The 15601-nt window shown below is 65.0% G+C and carries 17 protein-coding genes and 1 pseudogene; 11 read left to right on the top strand and 7 right to left on the bottom strand.

Translation table 11 applies throughout. The features are described 5' to 3' along the window. Positions 1-36: 36 nt before the first annotated feature. Positions 37-1761 carry a formate--tetrahydrofolate ligase gene (locus E3T24_RS02605; RefSeq protein WP_198416886.1) on the bottom strand — a complete coding sequence of 575 codons (1725 nt, stop codon included), beginning with the start codon at positions 1759-1761 and terminating at the stop codon, positions 37-39. Between the two features lie 237 nt (positions 1762-1998). Then, positions 1999-3900 (bottom strand): ABC transporter ATP-binding protein, encoded by a 1902-nt coding sequence (locus tag E3T24_RS02610; RefSeq protein ID WP_134368090.1) that lies wholly within the window; start codon positions 3898-3900, stop codon positions 1999-2001. Positions 3901-4230: 330 nt separating this feature from the next. On the opposite strand from E3T24_RS02610, the gene E3T24_RS02615 reads away from it, so the two are divergent. From E3T24_RS02615 to E3T24_RS02625, 3 genes are all read left to right on the top strand, one after another. Then, the gene (locus E3T24_RS02615) at positions 4231-4866 is read left to right on the top strand and encodes a hypothetical protein (RefSeq protein WP_134368089.1); all 636 of its coding nucleotides are present in this window, start codon (positions 4231-4233) and stop codon (positions 4864-4866) included. Further along, positions 4863-5591, top strand: coding sequence for a hypothetical protein (locus tag E3T24_RS02620; RefSeq protein ID WP_134434256.1), 729 nt, complete (start codon positions 4863-4865; stop codon positions 5589-5591). The genes E3T24_RS02615 and E3T24_RS02620 overlap by 4 nt, the downstream gene beginning before the upstream one ends. Positions 5592-5796: 205 nt before the next feature. Beyond that, complete coding sequence (locus tag E3T24_RS02625; protein ID WP_255572884.1) at positions 5797-6006, top strand: dienelactone hydrolase family protein; 210 nt, start codon at positions 5797-5799, stop codon at positions 6004-6006. A gap of 184 nt (positions 6007-6190) precedes the next feature. Here the strand turns inward: E3T24_RS02625 and E3T24_RS02630 are convergent, their stop codons facing one another. Both E3T24_RS02630 and E3T24_RS02635 read right to left on the bottom strand, forming a co-directional pair. Beyond that, on the bottom strand, positions 6191-6481 hold the full coding sequence (locus E3T24_RS02630) for a DUF4287 domain-containing protein (RefSeq protein ID WP_134434257.1): 291 nt from the start codon (positions 6479-6481) through the stop codon (positions 6191-6193). Positions 6482-6585: 104 nt separating this feature from the next. Next, the gene (locus E3T24_RS02635; RefSeq protein WP_134405009.1) at positions 6586-6813 is read right to left on the bottom strand and encodes a hypothetical protein; all 228 of its coding nucleotides are present in this window, start codon (positions 6811-6813) and stop codon (positions 6586-6588) included. 327 nt (positions 6814-7140) lie between these two features. Between E3T24_RS02635 and E3T24_RS02640 the strand changes: the two genes are divergently transcribed. Beyond that, positions 7141-7716, top strand: coding sequence for a helix-turn-helix transcriptional regulator (locus tag E3T24_RS02640; RefSeq protein WP_134368085.1), 576 nt, complete (start codon positions 7141-7143; stop codon positions 7714-7716). Further along, on the top strand, positions 7716-8300 hold the full coding sequence (locus tag E3T24_RS02645; protein ID WP_134368084.1) for a hypothetical protein: 585 nt from the start codon (positions 7716-7718) through the stop codon (positions 8298-8300). Before E3T24_RS02640 ends, E3T24_RS02645 begins: the two co-directional genes overlap by 1 nt. Before the next feature lie 921 nt (positions 8301-9221). Here E3T24_RS02645 and E3T24_RS02650 read toward each other — a convergent pair. After that, positions 9222-9677, bottom strand: coding sequence for a hypothetical protein (locus E3T24_RS02650; RefSeq protein ID WP_134368083.1), 456 nt, complete (start codon positions 9675-9677; stop codon positions 9222-9224). A gap of 429 nt (positions 9678-10106) precedes the next feature. Here E3T24_RS02650 and E3T24_RS02655 point away from each other — a divergent pair, with 429 nt between their 5' ends. The 3 genes and pseudogenes from E3T24_RS02655 to E3T24_RS17800 all read left to right on the top strand — a co-directional run bounded on the left by E3T24_RS02655 (position 10107) and on the right by E3T24_RS17800 (position 12383). Further along, complete coding sequence (locus tag E3T24_RS02655; protein ID WP_166787139.1) at positions 10107-11465, top strand: wax ester/triacylglycerol synthase domain-containing protein; 1359 nt, start codon at positions 10107-10109, stop codon at positions 11463-11465. 224 nt (positions 11466-11689) lie between these two features. After that, positions 11690-11929, top strand: a pseudogene (locus E3T24_RS18150) (SOS response-associated peptidase family protein); the annotation flags it as partial. A 19-nt stretch (positions 11930-11948) separates the two neighbouring features. Beyond that, positions 11949-12383 carry a hypothetical protein gene (locus E3T24_RS17800; RefSeq protein WP_241978602.1) on the top strand — a complete coding sequence of 145 codons (435 nt, stop codon included), beginning with the start codon at positions 11949-11951 and terminating at the stop codon, positions 12381-12383. A gap of 502 nt (positions 12384-12885) precedes the next feature. Here the strand turns inward: E3T24_RS17800 and E3T24_RS02665 are convergent. Beyond that, positions 12886-13134, bottom strand: coding sequence for a hypothetical protein (locus E3T24_RS02665; RefSeq protein ID WP_134368081.1), 249 nt, complete (start codon positions 13132-13134; stop codon positions 12886-12888). An 85-nt stretch (positions 13135-13219) separates the two neighbouring features. Between E3T24_RS02665 and E3T24_RS02670 the strand changes: the two genes are divergently transcribed. Beyond that, positions 13220-13507: a hypothetical protein gene (locus E3T24_RS02670; protein ID WP_134368080.1), complete on the top strand. Its 288-nt coding sequence runs from the start codon at positions 13220-13222 to the stop codon at positions 13505-13507. Here the strand turns inward: E3T24_RS02670 and E3T24_RS02675 are convergent. Further along, positions 13473-14057, bottom strand: a complete 585-nt coding sequence (locus tag E3T24_RS02675; protein WP_134368079.1) for an XRE family transcriptional regulator — start codon at positions 14055-14057, stop codon at positions 13473-13475. The genes E3T24_RS02670 and E3T24_RS02675 overlap by 35 nt on opposite strands. A gap of 103 nt (positions 14058-14160) precedes the next feature. Between E3T24_RS02675 and speB the strand changes: the two genes are divergently transcribed. Together speB and E3T24_RS02685 are read left to right on the top strand one after the other, a co-directional pair. Continuing rightward, positions 14161-15159 carry an agmatinase gene (gene speB, locus E3T24_RS02680; protein WP_134368078.1) on the top strand — a complete coding sequence of 333 codons (999 nt, stop codon included), beginning with the start codon at positions 14161-14163 and terminating at the stop codon, positions 15157-15159. A gap of 42 nt (positions 15160-15201) precedes the next feature. Beyond that, positions 15202-15597, top strand: a complete 396-nt coding sequence (locus E3T24_RS02685) for a nuclear transport factor 2 family protein (protein WP_134402305.1) — start codon at positions 15202-15204, stop codon at positions 15595-15597. Positions 15598-15601 lie beyond the last annotated feature (4 nt).

Consider the following 15601-nt stretch of genomic DNA (forward strand, 5'->3'; position numbering starts at 1 on the left):
ATCGAGAAGCCCGACGTGCCCGGCCGGGTCCGCCGATCAGGACAACCCGACGATCTCGCCGTTGTCGTCGATGTCGATGCGTTCGGCTGCCGGTGCGGACGAGAGACCAGGCATGGTGCGCATGTCGCCGCAGATGGGATAGATGAACCCGGCCCCGATCGACGCACGCACCTCACGCACCGGCAGTCGCCACCCGGTGGGTGCTCCCTTGATTTTGGGGTCGGCCGACAGGGACAGGTGTGTCTTGGCGATGCACACCGGCAGGCTGCCGAAGCCTGCCCGCTCGTACTTGTCGAGTTGCCGAGCTGCCAGAGGCGAGAGGTCCAAGCCGTCGGCGCCGTACATCTCGCGCGCGATCACATCGATCTTGTCGACCAAGGGAAGTTCGTCGGGATAGAGCCGGTGGAAGCTCGACGGTTCAGCGCAGGCCTCCGCAACCGCCTCGGCCAGCTCGACCGCACCCCTGCCGCCTTCGGTGAAGTGGTAGCTGATCGCCGCGCGCACACCTTCCTCTGCCGCGACGTCCATGATCGCTTGATGCTCACTGTCGTAGTCGGTGGGAAATGCGTTCACCGCAATGACCGGCGTCACTCCGTGCCGTCGGATGTTGGCGATCTGCCGGCGCAGGTTCGCTGCCCCGGCGATGACGTCGTCGGGATTCTCGGCGAGCATCTCCGGTGGCAGCGGTCGGCCGGCGACGACCCGGTACTTGTTTGAGTGAGTTTTCAGATCACGCACGGTCGCGACGATGACGGCGGCATCCGGCGCCAGCCCGGAGGCACGGCACTTGATATTGAAGAACTTTTCCGCGCCGATGTCTGCACCGAACCCCGCCTCGGTGATGAGGTAGTCGCCGGCATGGATGCCGATCAGATCGGCGACGACCGAGGAGTTACCGGTGGCGATGTTCCCGAACGGACCGCTGTGGACGAGCACTGGCGTCTGCTCCACGGTCTGCATCAGGTTCGGCTTGATGGCGTCCTTGAGTATCGCGGTCATGGCGCCGGCCGCCTTGAGCATCTCGGCGGTCACCGGTTCGCCGCCGCGGTTGTAGCCGACGACGATTCTTCCCATCCGTTCACGGAGATCCCGCAACGACGTGCACAGCGACAACAACGCCATCACCTCGCTGGCTGCGGTGATGTCGAAACCGGATTGGAACGGATTGCCGTCGTCAGGACCGCCGAGCCCGGTGATGATGGTGCGCAGCTCGCGATCGTTGACGTCGAGGACACGTCGCCAGGTGATCTCATGGGGGTCGAACCCGAGACGGTTTCCCTTGTGGATGTGGTTGCCGATCATCGCCGACAATAGATTGTGGGCCGCGGTAACGGCGTGCGTGTCGCCGGTCAGGTGCAGGTTCAGTGCCTCCATCGGGACCACCTGAGCGTAGCCGCCACCAGCGGCTCCGCCCTTGATGCCGAACGTCGGCCCCATCGACGGCTGCCGTATCGCGACGATCCCGAGCTTGTCGATGTGCCGGAAGCCCTGACCGAGCCCGACCGCGGTGGTCGTCTTGCCCGACCCGAGTGGAGTCGGCGTGATTGCGGTGACGACGACATACTTGGCCCGTGGACGGTCACGGAGCTCATCGATCGCATCGAGGGAGATCTTCGACGCCGCACTTCCGTGCGGTTCCAGCAGGTGTGGACCGATGCCCATGTCGGCTGCAACCTCTTCAAGCGGGCGACGGGCCGCAGCGCGCGAGATAGCGAGATCCGACGGCATCGCCGTGGTGATTGATCGAGATGGCTTGAACATGGTGCCTCCTCAGCGCCTCAGCGCCTCTGGGGCCTGGTGACCCAAGCGTACTGTCAGGCCACGGGATCGTGCCGGCGTGGCGTGGAGCAGTTCGAATGGGGCGTGCGGTACTGCCCCGGGTCCAGTTGACTCGTTGGAGCTCGTCAGAGTCAATCCAGTCGTCATCAGTCCCCATCAAACGAAACGTGATGAGACGACTTTCCGAGACGCTCGGGGCAGGGGCACCGAGCTCAGCGACTAGGTCCGGCTCAGCGCTTCCTCATCGGCCGCATCATTCTTCTGCACGGCGAATTGGGTCCGGTGCAATTCCTCGTACCGCCCACCCACAGCCAGCAGTTCCTCGTGCGTACCGCGCTCCACGATCGAGCCGTCCTCAACCACGAGGATCAGGTCCGCGCTGCGGATGGTGGAGAGGCGGTGTGCGATCACCATCGCCGTCCGTCCCTCGAGCGCCTCGCTGAGCGCCGCCTGCACGGCGGCCTCAGACGTCGAGTCCAGCGCCGCCGTCGCCTCGTCGAGGATGACGACGCGCGGCTGGGCGAGCAGGAGCCTCGCGATGGTCATCCGCTGGCGCTCACCCCCGGACAGCCGGTAGCCACGCTCTCCGACCATGGTGTCCAGCTGGTCCGGCAGGGACCGGATGAGCGGCTCGAGCCGCGCACGGCGGACGGCGTCCCACACCTCGTCGTCGGACGCCTCCGGCCTCGCGAGGCGCAGATTGGAGAGGATGGTCTCGTGGAACAGGTGGCCGTCTTGCGTCACCATGCCCAGGCTGTGCCGCATGGAGACGAAAGTGACATCGCGGACATCCGTCCCCGCGAGGCGCACGGCGCCGCTGTCGACGTCATACAGGCGCGAGAGGAGCTGCGCAATTGTGGACTTGCCGGCACCGGACGTACCAACGAGGGCAACGGTCTGCCCCGGCTCAATCCTGAAGGACACGCCGTGCAGCACCTCCTCGCCGCCGCGGGTGTCTAGCGTGGCAACCTCCTCGAGAGAGGCGAGGGACACTTTGTCCGCGGACGGGTAGGCGAAGCGGACGTTGTCGAACTCGACGGCCACTGGGCCTTCGGGGACGGCGACGGCGTCGGGCTTCTCCTTGATGAGCGGGTCGAGGTCCAGCACCTCGAAGACGCGCTCGAAGCTGACCACCGCGCTCATGATCTCCACCCGTGCGTTTGCGAGGCTGGTGAGCGGCGCGTAGAGGCGGGTGAGGAGGAGCGCCAGGGTGACCACGTCACCGGTATTCAGCTGGCCGGCGAGTGCGAGGGAGCCGCCGAGCCCGTACACGAGGGCGAGGGCGAGTGCGGAGACGAGCATCAGTGCGGTGAAGAAGACGAACTGCAGCATCGCGGTCCGGACCCCGATGTCGCGGACGCGGGCGGCGCGGACGCGGAACTCCTCGGCCTCCTCGTCGGGCCGGCCGAACAGCTTGACGAGGGTGGCGCCGGGCGCGGAGAAGCGCTCGGTCATCTGCGTGCTCATGGCGGAATTGTGATCGGCGGCCTCGCGGCGCAGCGCGGCGAGGCGGCTGCCCATGCGGCGCGCGGGTACCAGGAAGATGGGGAGCATGATCATGGCGAGAACCGTCACGAGCCAGGACGTGCTGAGCATGACGATCAGGGTGAGCGTCAGCGCCACGAGGTTCGTGACCACGCCGGACAGCGTGCCGCTGAAGGCCTGCTGGGCGCCGATCACATCGTTGTTGAGGCGGCTCACGAGGGCGCCCGTCCGCGTGCGGGTGAAGAACGCGATCGGCATCTTCTGCACGTGGTTGAAGACGGAGGTGCGGAGGTCCAAAATCACGCCCTCGCCGATCCGCGCCGAGTACCAGCGCGTCACGAGTGACACGGCGGCGTCGGCCACGGCCACGAGGGCGATGACGACGGCGAGCCAAACGATCGTGGTGACCTCGCCCTGGGCGACGATGACGTCGACCACCTGGCCGGCGAGTACCGGCGTCGCGACCGCGAGGAAAGCTCCCACGATGGAGAGGGCGATGAAGATCAGCAGCTTGGACCGGTAGGGCACCGCGAACGTCATGATCCGCCGCACGGACTCACGGGAGAAGCCGTGCTTGCCGTCCCTGGCGGTCGAGATCTTGTGCAGCGAGCTCCAGGCCGCGCCTTCCATGCTCATTGAGGTTCCTTCCGTGGGCAAACGACCAGTTTAGTTGGCGAGTTGCCCGAGCTTTGCGACGCGGCTGCCGAGGTGACGCGCGGTGCGCCGGTCAGGACCGCGTCGGGTCCGCGGTCATTCCACGACTGTGCGCCGGCTCCCCCCGTCATGACCCAGAAACCTCGTGTGACAGGACTGCACAGGGGCTTGGCGGACCAGGGCGCGACGGAGGTGGTCGCGCTGCGGGGCCGGGATTTGGGCCGTCCCTCATCTGGACGAGCCTGACACATTCATTGGTGCTGTCGCTTGTCACAAGGGTTTCAGCGGTTGTACCCTTGTGACATGTTGAGTGTGAAAGAGTACGCCGCCCGCCAGGACATCTCTGTCGCGCGCGTGCACCAGCTGATCCGCGAGGGCAAGGTCGATGCCGAGAAGATCGGCTCAAGCTGGGGAATCGACGAGTCGGAGCTCCGTCGGCAGCCTCCGCTCTCCCGCCCGCTGAGCCCGGCCAACTCATGGTCGCTCATCGCTCTGCTGTCGGGCGTCGAACCCGAGAACATGGAGGCGAAGGCTCGCTGGCTCCTGAATCGCAAGTGCGCTGCCCTCGCAGAAAGCAATGCGCCGGCCCTCCTCCTTGCCAGCTGGCTCCGGAATCGCGCACCGGTCCGTGCCTTGCACGCGAACGCCGATGATCTCGGTGACCTCCGCAGCGACAAGCGAATAGTCCTCTCCGGAATCAGTGACGACCGCGCGGGGCTCAGCAGCGAACATGAGGTTGAAGCGTATGTTGACCCCGAGATCGCCCAGCAGCTCATCAACGAGTACCTGTTGGTGAAGGCGAAGAACGCGAATGTCTGGCTCCACCTGGCTCGCGTCCAAGCTGACGCCGACGGGCGAGGGCCGCTGGGCCTTGTCCTCGCTGACCTCGCCGACCACGCCGGTCCACGCGAAAGCCAGCGGATCAAGGAACTGCTGAGCAACCGATGACCGTCATCGACATGCCGGTACTCGGTCCGAGGTCCTCGCTGGCTTGGCACGCCCTTTTCGACCTATCCGAGAAGGTGCCCAATAACTGGTGCCTGGTTGGCGGCCAGATGGTGCACCTCTGGTGCGTCGAACGCGACACCACGCCGAACCGGCCGACCGACGACGCGGATGCTGTCCTGGATGTGCGCGCGCAGCCGACCATCCTCCATCAGGTCACCAAGGCCCTCGTTGACATCGGCTTCGAGTCCGCCGGTGAAAGCCCAGAAGGCCATCAGCACCGGTGGACCCGTGGCGATGCCACCATCGACGTCCTCATCGCCGAGCGCGTCGGTGAGAAGGCCGCAGCACGACGAGGAGTCACAGGCGGCACCACCCTGGAAGCCCGAGGATCCAACCAAGCAATCGACCGAGCCGAGCTGGTCACCGTCGACCATGACGGGCGCCAGGCCCAGATCTGGCGGCCGAACCTGCTCGGAGCACTCGTCCTCAAAGCTGCCGCATTCACCGTGCCGCTTGACCAGGGCGTCAAACGGCATCTCATAGACTTCGCCGTCCTCAGCACCCTGGTCACCCGTGGAGACCAGCTGGCCGTGCAGATGAGCAAGCGGGACCGCCAGCTGCTCGGTAACGCGATCGGGGCCATCCGAATGGATGGGACAATCGTCCCCGCCATCGACGGGGCTGACCTTGGAATCGAACGGCTGACCATCGCGCTGAACGCGTAGCATGGCCGCCGGTGGCCGGATGGCCGGCTCAGTCCTTGCTCAAGTGTCTCGCCCCGGGTTTTGTGGAGGCTTGGGTAGGTCCTTTCCATCACGGTGATGGTGGGCGTTTGTGAGTAGTAGTTGCTCTCGGCTGCGATGGGTGGGAGGTAGCTGCGTCCCAGTCTCGGAGTTCGGCTCCGCCTGGCCCGACGGCGTGCCGGTACAAGTGCACGGCATGAACGCCGATCCGATCTTCGTCGGCGAGGGCGATATCAACGCAGCACGGGTGCTCGTGGAGTCGACTGGTTCCGCTGAGCTTTTCCTCTATCCCGGCGACAAACACTATTTCGCCGACAGCTCGTTGCCGTCGTACGACGCGGCCGCGGCCGCGCTGCTACTGCACCGCACGCTGACGTTTCTCCGATCCGTCGGATGAGCGTGGAATCGAAATCGCGGCGCCGCCCTGCTGGCAGGCGATCCTAACAGGGCCTTCCCGGTCTTGGGAGAGGAACCCCGCCACCTGGCCCCGCACGAAGCGTGAGGCGTAGTGCCCCCAAACCGAACGGTCAGCGGGAGCTGAGAGCCGTCCAAACGAACAGCGGCGGCCAGGTGCGAATGGCTCACGCGGGGCGGTTCTGCTTCCCGTCGAGCCACAGCGTGTCGGATGGGTCGCTGTGCGCCGTACCGGTACCCACATGCTTGGTGTCGATCTTTTCGCCGTTCTTGATGACGTGCACCAGCGCCATGGCATGGCCGCGGCCCAAGTCGAAGTCCGCTTTTAGCCAATCGACGATCACCCCGGCTTTCGTGGACGGATCGTCGAAACCCTTCGCCTGGGCCAGCGCGATGAACTGGCGCGGGGTCAGTCCCGTCTTGTCTTCGATGTTGTCGAAGTACGCTTGGAATGACATTTCTACTCCTCTGCCGGTGGTGCTGAGATCCGTAGGTCGCACGCGCAACGAGATTCGATCGTTTGATTAACGTATGCCGCGCGGTGGGAATCGCACCGGCCAGGTCAGAAACAAACCCTGACCAAGTGAAAAACTCGCTGGCTTGCGAGGGTGACCGAAAGTGGCAAGAAATCAGCCGCCCATTGGAAAGCAACCGTCGCAACGCTGCCGTCGTCGTTCGGGCCAAGAAAGCGGATCTCGTCACCCTCGTTCCAGCCGCCCTCGTAGGTCGATCCCTCGTGGAAGGCGCCCGTCCATTCACGTCCAGACGTGCTGCGCGGGAGCGTCGACATCGACGCTGAACCGAAGATTATCCATGCTCGCTTTTTTAACTGAGACACTCTGGCGGCGCAATAACGCCTACAGGGCCGGTTCGTCGACGAGCTTCGCAACGTCGCGGGCGGCGAAGTCCCCGTCACGGCCTGGTCACTCACCGAGGCTGGCTCTGACCCGAAGCCCTGACCCGGAACCCGTCGAGACCTGAGTATCGAAACCTCGGGGCAGTGGCGTCCCTGCAGGCCAATCCTGCCGGTGCAGGCCAGACCCTCAGGCACGGGTTGCATCGAGTGCGCGCTAGAATATGATGTGAAAGTCATATTGGAAATAAGGAGGAGGCGATTGTGGCAGCTTCATCTACTCTCGTCCGCGCCGCTCGCCGGAGCAAACGCCTCACTCAGGCGAGACTCGCAGAGCTAACCGGCATTGACCAGGCCAGCGTCTCCCATCATGAGCGTGGACGGGATGCTGCCTACAGTACGGTCGATCGGCTGCTTGCCGGCGCCGGACACCGCCTGTATGCCGCTCCCACGCGTCGTGATGACGCTGCCAGCGCCGCAGAGGCGATCAGAGAGTATCTTCGAGCGAAGGATACAGACCGCGCGCTCCGGGCTTTGCTTCAGTTGAACGATAATCTCATCGCCGAACACGGACTCGTTCGAGGAATCCTTGGGCTGACAGAGCCGGAACCCACCGGCGATCATATGTGGGATGCCGCCATCGCGGCTCTCGTGGCATGGCGGCTCAATCAAGAGAACATCCCGCTGCCTGGATGGGTCAACAACCCCGATCGCGCACTGACCGAACCTGTCGTGTTCCGGGTCGACCCGGCCGACCCCGCGCCCGAACGTGATGACGTGCCGAACGAGTTCGCCGAACGCGGCGTTCTTGCATGGGCAGATACCTTCGCGAGCGTCTGATGTCCGGCACCGCGCTGGACCGCAACGCGATCATCATCGGCCTCCGTGATCTCGTCGCCGAGCTTCGTAATTCGGGTGAGGTGGCCGGCATCCGTCTCGTGGGCGGTGCGGCGCTCGCCCTGTGCTACTTCGATCGGGGGACCACGCAGGACCTGGACGTCCTTCACGTCCGCCCCGGCTCGGACGATTCCGTCGCTGCCGCCGCCGAACGAGTCGCACTGAAGCATGGGTGGGACGCGAAGTGGCTAAACTTCGAGGTCACGAAGGCCGATGCCGTCCCGACCCTCGGCCGCGTCGTCGAGTGGGAGACAATTTACGATCAGGACGGCATCGTCATTCAAGTGGCATCCAAACAGGGGATGCTTGCAATGAAGCTTCGCGCGAACCGCCCCGGACGCGACACTCGCGATATCCGGCTTCTGCTCGCTCTCTGTCAGGTGCACACGCTCGAGGACGCGGAGGAACTCTATGAAGAGTTTTACCCCGGTGATGCCCTAGTTCCACGTGCGGAAAAGATCGTGAACGCCATCCTCAACGGCGAACCAACGCCGGCACCGCCGTCGCCCGGCCCGATAAACATCTGAGTCGTCTTGCCGTGCCCCCCGTGAGGCCAACGAATCGACTTATCGCCGAACCCGTCGAGCCGACATTCGTCATCCGACCCGGCGAACGCCTACCCAGAACGATCGCCGTGGACGCGGGAGATGTTCACATGAACACGGCGTGGCCCGGCAGCGAAGTCGAAACCACCCTCATGAGCTGCGGTCCGTTGCCGCACAGTGGCGCGACCTCGTAGACCTCTAGACCGGCCGCGACGGGCAGGGCCGCGACGGGCAGGGCCGTAACTCACATCCGGGTGGGGAGGGGAGTACGTCCATGTCGCGAGCGGCATCCGGGGTTCCTGGGGGCGAGCATCTCTTCGCTTTCCGAGCCGTCTGCGCTCACCATGAACGGCCGTAGCCGCGTGATTGCTGGGATGCCCGTTCCCCCACCCACTTCGAACGCCCGCGGGAGTGATGGTGCGCGGTTCGAGACGGCTACCGTCGGCGGACGCGGATTTGATGCCGCTCCAGGACTCAGGCTCGCCTTTTCTGTTTATCCGATCGTCCTCGATGTTGGCGTGATTCTGACGGACGGAACCCTCGCCTGCCCTCCCAGGAGAGTCCACCGGGCGATGCCGCTTCCAAGCAGCATGGTCTGGGTGTTGAGCGGCTTTGGTTCGGTCTCCCACTGCACGGCAGCGAGCTCATAATTGTCATTCCGGTCGATCATTGCGTTCGGTGAGCCGTACACCACGTCACCTTCATCCAGTTGACCAGGTGTCGCACTCTCGAACAGGGCGGTTGCTGGTGCGGTGAGAATCGCCAAAAACTTCGACTCCGCCGAGACCTCAAGGAGGTCGGGCTCCGCTCCCGAGTACCCGACTGACGGTGTTCGCGCGACTCGTTGGCCTGCCTTTGCGTCTGTCCAGTTGCCTTCCAGAAATCCGGTGAATTGCGCCGATCCTACGACGTGGATAATTTGGCGGGCTCGCCCCTCGGTTTTCCCCGCTCGACATGGTCCATCGCGGCGGCCGCGAAGATGTCTTGGATGCCGGTGCCATCGAGGTTCTTCGCAATCCCTTCGAGGTCGTTCAACCGGGCGCCACAGTAAAGGACGATCGTGAAAGGAGGATCGGGAGCCTCTGCGTGACTCGTGGCGAACGCATTTATCTCCACTTCACCGCTTGACGACATCATCCATTGGAGCCGCACGATGACATCCCTATCCAGTGGATCTACTGACGCCTCTGGCGCCCCTTCTGCGACGCTCTGCCCGACCTTGATATCGAGCGGGTTCTCCGGCAGGTCAATGTCCGCAGAGCCCGTTCCCAGGACCCCGAAGACGACCCCACCAGTGACGAGACCGAGGATGACCAGCCACTCGAATGCGACGAGTCTCCCCGTCCGTGCATGGCCCACCGGCACCTCCTCGGGTCGTCAGCGTCCCGTCATTCGTCGCAGCGTACTCCCGCGGCTCGGGTGCCGCGCACCCCTGCCGGCTGCCGTCGGTGTGAGCCTCGAGCGATCGGACTAATGGTCAGGCCGTCAAGCCGCCCGGACGAGGACCAATCGGATAGCGAACGTTGTGCGGGCACTCTTGATAAGTGGCCCGCGCTCTTGGCCGTATTGCCAACGTGCTGTTCGGATGGATCGGAGCCGAAGGATCCTAAGGCCGCACATCCGGTGGCACCAGTGATGGGACATCCGTCACCAAATCCACGCACCGAGAGACCGGCTTTTGTCGGGGTTCGCCACACCGCCGATGGTCGAGATTGTCCGTGTTTTTGCCAGGCTCAATCACAGGCGCGACATACCCGATTGCCGTGGGTATAGTTTGGAGATATGGGGGTGTCGTCTTCGATCGACCGGGTGAGTACCGACGATCTGATGTCGCTGGCAACCGAGCACGGAGCTTCGCCGTTGCAGGTGGGTGCCGTGCTGATGATCGACACGGTTGACGTGCTCGGTTCGGGGACTGGGCTCGATGTCGAGCGGGCTGTCGACCTTCTCGCCCAGCGTCTTCCGGGCGTGCCGCGGCTACGGAAGAGGCTCGTGCCTGCGCCGTTCGGCTGTGGGCGGCCGATCTGGGTAGACGATGCCGATTTCGACGTGACCGAGCATGTGAGCGTCATCCCCTGCCCGTCCCCCAGGGACGAGCAGGCGGTACTTGATCTAGCCGCAGTGCTGCTGGTCACTCCGCTGCCGCGCACCCGTGCGCTCTGGGCAGCCACACTTGTCACCGGAGTAGCGCGGGACCAAGCCGCGTTGATCGTCGTCTTTCACCACGTGCTCGCCGATGGCGTGGCTGGCCTGGCTGTGCTGGGCGGGCTCGTAGACCAGTCGGAAGCCACCGGGAAGCCCCGGGCCGTGGGCCCGAAGACGCGTGAATCCGATTTTCCGCGGCGGCAAGCGTCCATTCGCCAGCTCGCCATCGACGCCTGGACCCGTCGGCTAGGTTCGCTGCGAGGTCTCCCCGTTTTGCTGCGCCGCCTCCAGGACGCGGCCCGGGAATTGCGGTCGGTGCGGTGGACGCGCCTGAGGCCAACCTCGCTCAACCGGCCGACCGGCCCGCGACGAAGCCTCGTTACGGTCACGGTGGCGCTGGTCGGGATCCGCAACGCCGGTCACGCCCAGAAAGCCACGGTCAACGACGTCGTGCTTACCGCGATCGGTGGCGCGCTGCACCGGCTCCTCGCGTTGCGCGGCGAGGCTGTCGACCGGTTCATCGTCTCGGTGCCGTTCTCCGAGCGGCGCGCCGCGACGCACGGAGACTTGGGCAATCGCAGCGGGGTGATCCCGATCCGGGTGCCTGGAGTCGGCGCCGCGGCGAGTCGATTGCGATTCGTAGCAGAGGGGACCCGGAAGGCCAAACGATCGTCGCCCGGTGCGACGACCGCCCTGCTCGGCCCGTTCTTTCGGATACTCGCCCAGCTGGGACTATTCCAATGGTTCGTCGACCGGCAGCGTCTAATCCACACCTTTGTAAGCAGTCTGCGCGGGCCAGAACAGCGCCTGTCAATCTTTGGCTGCCCGGTCACCGCGATTGTCCCGCTGAGCGCCTCGACGGGAAACGTGACCGTCTCATTCACCGTGCTCTCATACGCAGGCGATCTCACGATCACTCTCATCGCCGACCCCGATGCCTGCCCCGACTTAGCCACGCTGCAGGATCTGCTCGCCGAGGAGCTAGCAGAGCTCGCCAGGTGAGCCTGTCGCCCTCGTCGATCTCAGCAAAGTGAGACGGTGACTGCGCCCTCAGCGAGCAAACGAGCGAGCGCGCTCGTACGCCTGACTCGCCGACCACTGGCCGAGACGTCGACCGATCACGACCGAGACGACGGCTATTAGGCCCCGTCTGGCACGACAGGCTCGGCCGTCGAGGCCTGACTATAATCCGCCACCAACGGAACGTTCTGTGGGCGCTCCTCTGGCTGGAAGACGGCAAGCAGCCCTACTTCATCCACGGAGATGGCGATGTGCTGGCTGCGGCCGGCCTCTACGCGGCCCGCCAAAAGGACGACATGTGGAAGATCACGTTCACGATCATCACGCGTGCAGCGCGTGATGCGTCAGGTGAGATCCACGACCGCATGCTCGTGTTCTTGACCCCGGACGTGTGGGACCAATGGCTGATCCCGGTCAAGATCAGAGACAAGGAGGAAGCACCCTCAATGCTGGACCGCAGCTCCGTTGCCCAACCCCGACCTCACAGCGACCCGCGGTATATCGATTTCTGCGACACCTTCCGAGGTGTGGCCTTGGCTTGCGCAGCTCGGCCAGAACCGCGGCGGCTTCTACACCTACGACTGGGTCGAGAACCTCGCCGGCGTCGAGATTCACAGCGTCGACACTGTCGAGCCCGAACTACAGATCCGCTCCGTCGGCGACGATGTGAATCTTGCTCCCGAGGTCGTGTTGTCGGTTGTCCATCTCGAGGATGAGCACCATCTCGTGTTGGGCGGAGCGGTCGCCCTCGACGGCACGGGCGCCGGAGCACCCTACGACTTCACGTGGGCGTTTGTCCTTCAACCTCGAACCGAGGGGTCGACGCGGCTTGTCGTTCACGAGCGGTACGGCACCTCACCGACTGGGCCAAGGTGCTCGTGGAGCCGATCGAGATGGTGAGCTTCCTCATGACCGAGCGGATGCTCCGGGGCATCCGGGACCGTGCGGAGCGTTCTCCCTCGCGCACCACCTTGCGGTCGCCGAACCATCGTTGAGGGATTCTTATTGAGATCCGTGTTCTTGGCGATACTCGGAAGGGGACGGGACGACCCCCTTTTGCTGATGAAGCCGGGAGAGAGTTAGAGTTCACTCGCTCCCGCTTCTGGCATCCGACCGCGTCGACGCGGTGGAGAACGGGTGGCCGCCTTGATGGGCAGTAACGCCGATCCGCTCGCCGAGAGTGGGGTGACCGAAGAGGCTCGCACCCAGGCCGCCCCGTCCAGATTCCGCCGACGCGATGAGGACTCGCACATGTCGAGGGGTGCTCGGCCGGCAGCGGCGACGCTACTGTTTGTCGCTGGCCTGGGTCCGCGGTTCTGATCCGGTTCCTACGCCGCTCCTGAATGCCCACGCAGAACCCTGTCGGAATCCGCGATGGTGGCGCTGCATCGTCGTTAGGAAGTCACCGTGTTTTGCTGGAGAAATCGTTCGGGTCGAGGCCGGCGATTCGACGCGCATGGTCTTGGAGTGCTTCTTCGCTCACGGTGTGTCCAGCATCTGCGAATCGTTCACGCAGCGCGTCGAGGACTTGGGGCTCACTGTGGCCGGCGAGGTCTGCTTCCTCCTGTGCGAGAATCCCCGCCACCTTGTCCTCGTCCGATTGAGAATGCTGGTCTTGGATCGGTTCACTCTGTGTGCCGTCACCATTCATGCTGGTCCTCCGATCTCAAGGGTTCTGTTGGCCAGCCTAACGTTCAGAGTGAGACGCGGACAGGGTTTAGCGTGAAGCGGTCGACGTGGACCCGGATGCGCTGCGGGCGGCCGAGTTCGACGGCCCGAGCGTCGCCCTCGAACGCGTCGACGAAGCTGTGGCGGACCACCTTGCTGCGGAAGGGACGAAGTGGATGACCGGCCTCGGTCCCGACCTGGAGAGGGTTCTATCTGCCGGGCTCCTGGATGCCATCCGCGGATTCCTCAACGATTTCGGGGCGGCCGCGCCCCTGCCTGCGCTGAACTGGACGCTGGGGTTCGAATACGACGCGGTCTCGGTCAGGCCGAGCCGCTCCACGGCGCGGGCACGATGACCCACAGCACGACGGCCGGCTCGCCGCCCTCGACCTGCCAGGTGTGCGGCTCTCGACCGGGGAAGGTCAGCGCGTCGCCGGCGTGGACGGCCACGGTGCGACCGGCGAATCGCACGGTGAGTGATCCCGAGACGACGTGGAGCGCTTCGACGTCGCAGTTGATTGTGTAGAGATCGGACCCGCCGTGCGCGTCGGGCTCGAGTTCTGATCGCAGCAGCTGAACCCGCTCCTCGCCGCGCGGCGACATCAGTCGCTCGTCGGCGTGCACTCCGCCCAAGTTGATCCGCGGAGCGTCGGCGTACGCGACATGGTGAACATCGGGCTCGGCGAAGAGCGCTCCGACGGGCAACGAGAGCACCTGACACAACTGGACAAGCGTTGCCACGCTCGGTGACGTCTCGTCGCGCTCGACCCGGCTGAGGAAGCCCTTGCTGAGGCCCGTCGTCTGAGCGACCTGGGCGAGTGACATGCCCTGAGCGGTGCGAGCGGAGCGCAGCTTGGCGCCGATGGGTGTCGCGGTGCCTTCCGCGGTGGGGTGGATGGCGCGCACAGTTCCTCCTCGAAGCTGCTCACACATTCGTCCTTGACGATCTGCCCGGGGCAGCGTACCGTGAGCGCTGTAGTTGTCTATAGCGTACCGAAAGTTGTCAAATATGCAACCGTTCAGCAAAGATGCGACGGATGAGCCCCGCGGGCCGGTGGACGCGAGTGTCGTGCCCCGGTTCGCCGGAATCGCGACCTTTGCGCGACTCCCGCGGCTCGACGAGGTCGAGCGGGCAGACATCGCGATCGTCGGGATTCCCTTCGACAGCGGAGTGAGCTACCGACCCGGTGCTCGGTTCGGCCCCGCGCATGTGCGCGAGGCCTCGCGCCTACTGCGACCGTACAACCCTGCTCAGGACGTCTTCCCGTTCGGCGCCCAGCAGGTCGCCGACGCCGGCGACATCGCCGCGAACCCGTTCGACATCGCTGCTGCCGTAGCCGAGATCGAGGCAGGCGCGCGCCAGCTCAGCGAGCACGCCGACCGACTAATCGCCATCGGCGGAGACCACACGATCGCTCTGCCGCTGCTTCGCGTCGCGCACGCCCAGCACGGGCCCGTCGCGGTATTGCACTTCGATGCCCACCTCGACACGTGGGACACGTACTTCGGGGCGCCGATGACTCACGGGACCCCCTTCCGGCGGGCGTCCGAAGAAGGCCTCATCGACCTGACCGCGAGCATGCACGTCGGAATCCGCGGCCCCCTGTACTCGAAGGACGACCTCGAGGACGACGCCCGGCTCGGCTTTGCGATCGTCACGAGCGAATTCGTCGAAGAGCACGGCGTCGCGGCCGCCGTCGAACGCATCCGCGCCAGAGTCGGAGACGCGCCGCTCTACATCTCGATCGACATCGACGTACTCGACCCCGCCCACGCGCCGGGAACAGGAACACCGGAGGCAGGCGGGCTCACGAGTCGAGAACTGCTCCGGATGCTGCGTGCCCTGGCCGACCTGCGCATCATCGGCGCCGACGTGGTCGAAGTCGCCCCTGCGTACGACCATGCCCAACTGACCGCGGTCGCGGCCAGCCACGTCGTCTACGAGCTGCTGAGCGCGATGGCGCCTGAGGTGACCCACCCCGACGGACAAAGCCCCGACCCGACGTAGAAGTGCCGAACCCGACCGACAAGCCCGACACAGGAGACACCCATGACACTGCCCACCCCGACGGACGAAGCAGTCCGTGCCGCGGCATCCGCCATCGTCGAGGCGTTCGCCGCCACCGACGGCCCGCGCTACTTCTCACTGTTCGCACCCGACGCAACCTTCGTCTTCCACACCGAACCTGCGCGCATCGAGGACCGGGCTGCCTACGAAGCCATGTGGAAGGAATGGGTGGGCGGCGGCTGGAGCGTGGAATCCTGCGCATCGAGCGCGGCCGCGGTGCAGGCGTTTCCCGGCGGAGCCGTCTTCACCCACTCCGTCAGCACGAGCGTGAGCACCGCGGACGGACCCATGTCCTACCGGGAGCGCGAAACGATCGTCTTCCGGTCTGATTCTGGCGGCCTCATCGCCATCCACGAACACCTCTCACCCCAGCCCTGACCCG

The sequence above is a fragment of the Cryobacterium sp. TmT2-59 genome (assembly GCF_004403545.1).
Lineage (GTDB): Bacteria > Actinomycetota > Actinomycetes > Actinomycetales > Microbacteriaceae > Cryobacterium > Cryobacterium shii.

Bases quoted from the DNA above. Each gene is read 5' to 3' on its own strand.
- E3T24_RS02635 (WP_134405009.1), bottom strand. From the start codon at position 6,813: ATGTCGACGCTCCCGCGCAGCACGTCTGGACGTGAATGGACGGGCGCC.
- E3T24_RS02620 (WP_134434256.1), top strand. From the start codon at position 4,863: ATGACCGTCATCGACATGCCGGTACTCGGTCCGAGGTCCTCGCTGGCT.
- E3T24_RS02610 (WP_134368090.1), bottom strand. From the start codon at position 3,900: ATGAGCATGGAAGGCGCGGCCTGGAGCTCGCTGCACAAGATCTCGACC.
- E3T24_RS02630 (WP_134434257.1), bottom strand. From the start codon at position 6,481: ATGTCATTCCAAGCGTACTTCGACAACATCGAAGACAAGACGGGACTG.
- E3T24_RS02605 (WP_198416886.1), bottom strand. From the start codon at position 1,761: ATGTTCAAGCCATCTCGATCAATCACCACGGCGATGCCGTCGGATCTC.
- E3T24_RS02685 (WP_134402305.1), top strand. From the start codon at position 15,202: ATGACACTGCCCACCCCGACGGACGAAGCAGTCCGTGCCGCGGCATCC.
- E3T24_RS02665 (WP_134368081.1), bottom strand. From the start codon at position 13,134: ATGAATGGTGACGGCACACAGAGTGAACCGATCCAAGACCAGCATTCT.
- speB (WP_134368078.1), top strand. From the start codon at position 14,161: ATGCAACCGTTCAGCAAAGATGCGACGGATGAGCCCCGCGGGCCGGTG.
- E3T24_RS02645 (WP_134368084.1), top strand. From the start codon at position 7,716: ATGTCCGGCACCGCGCTGGACCGCAACGCGATCATCATCGGCCTCCGT.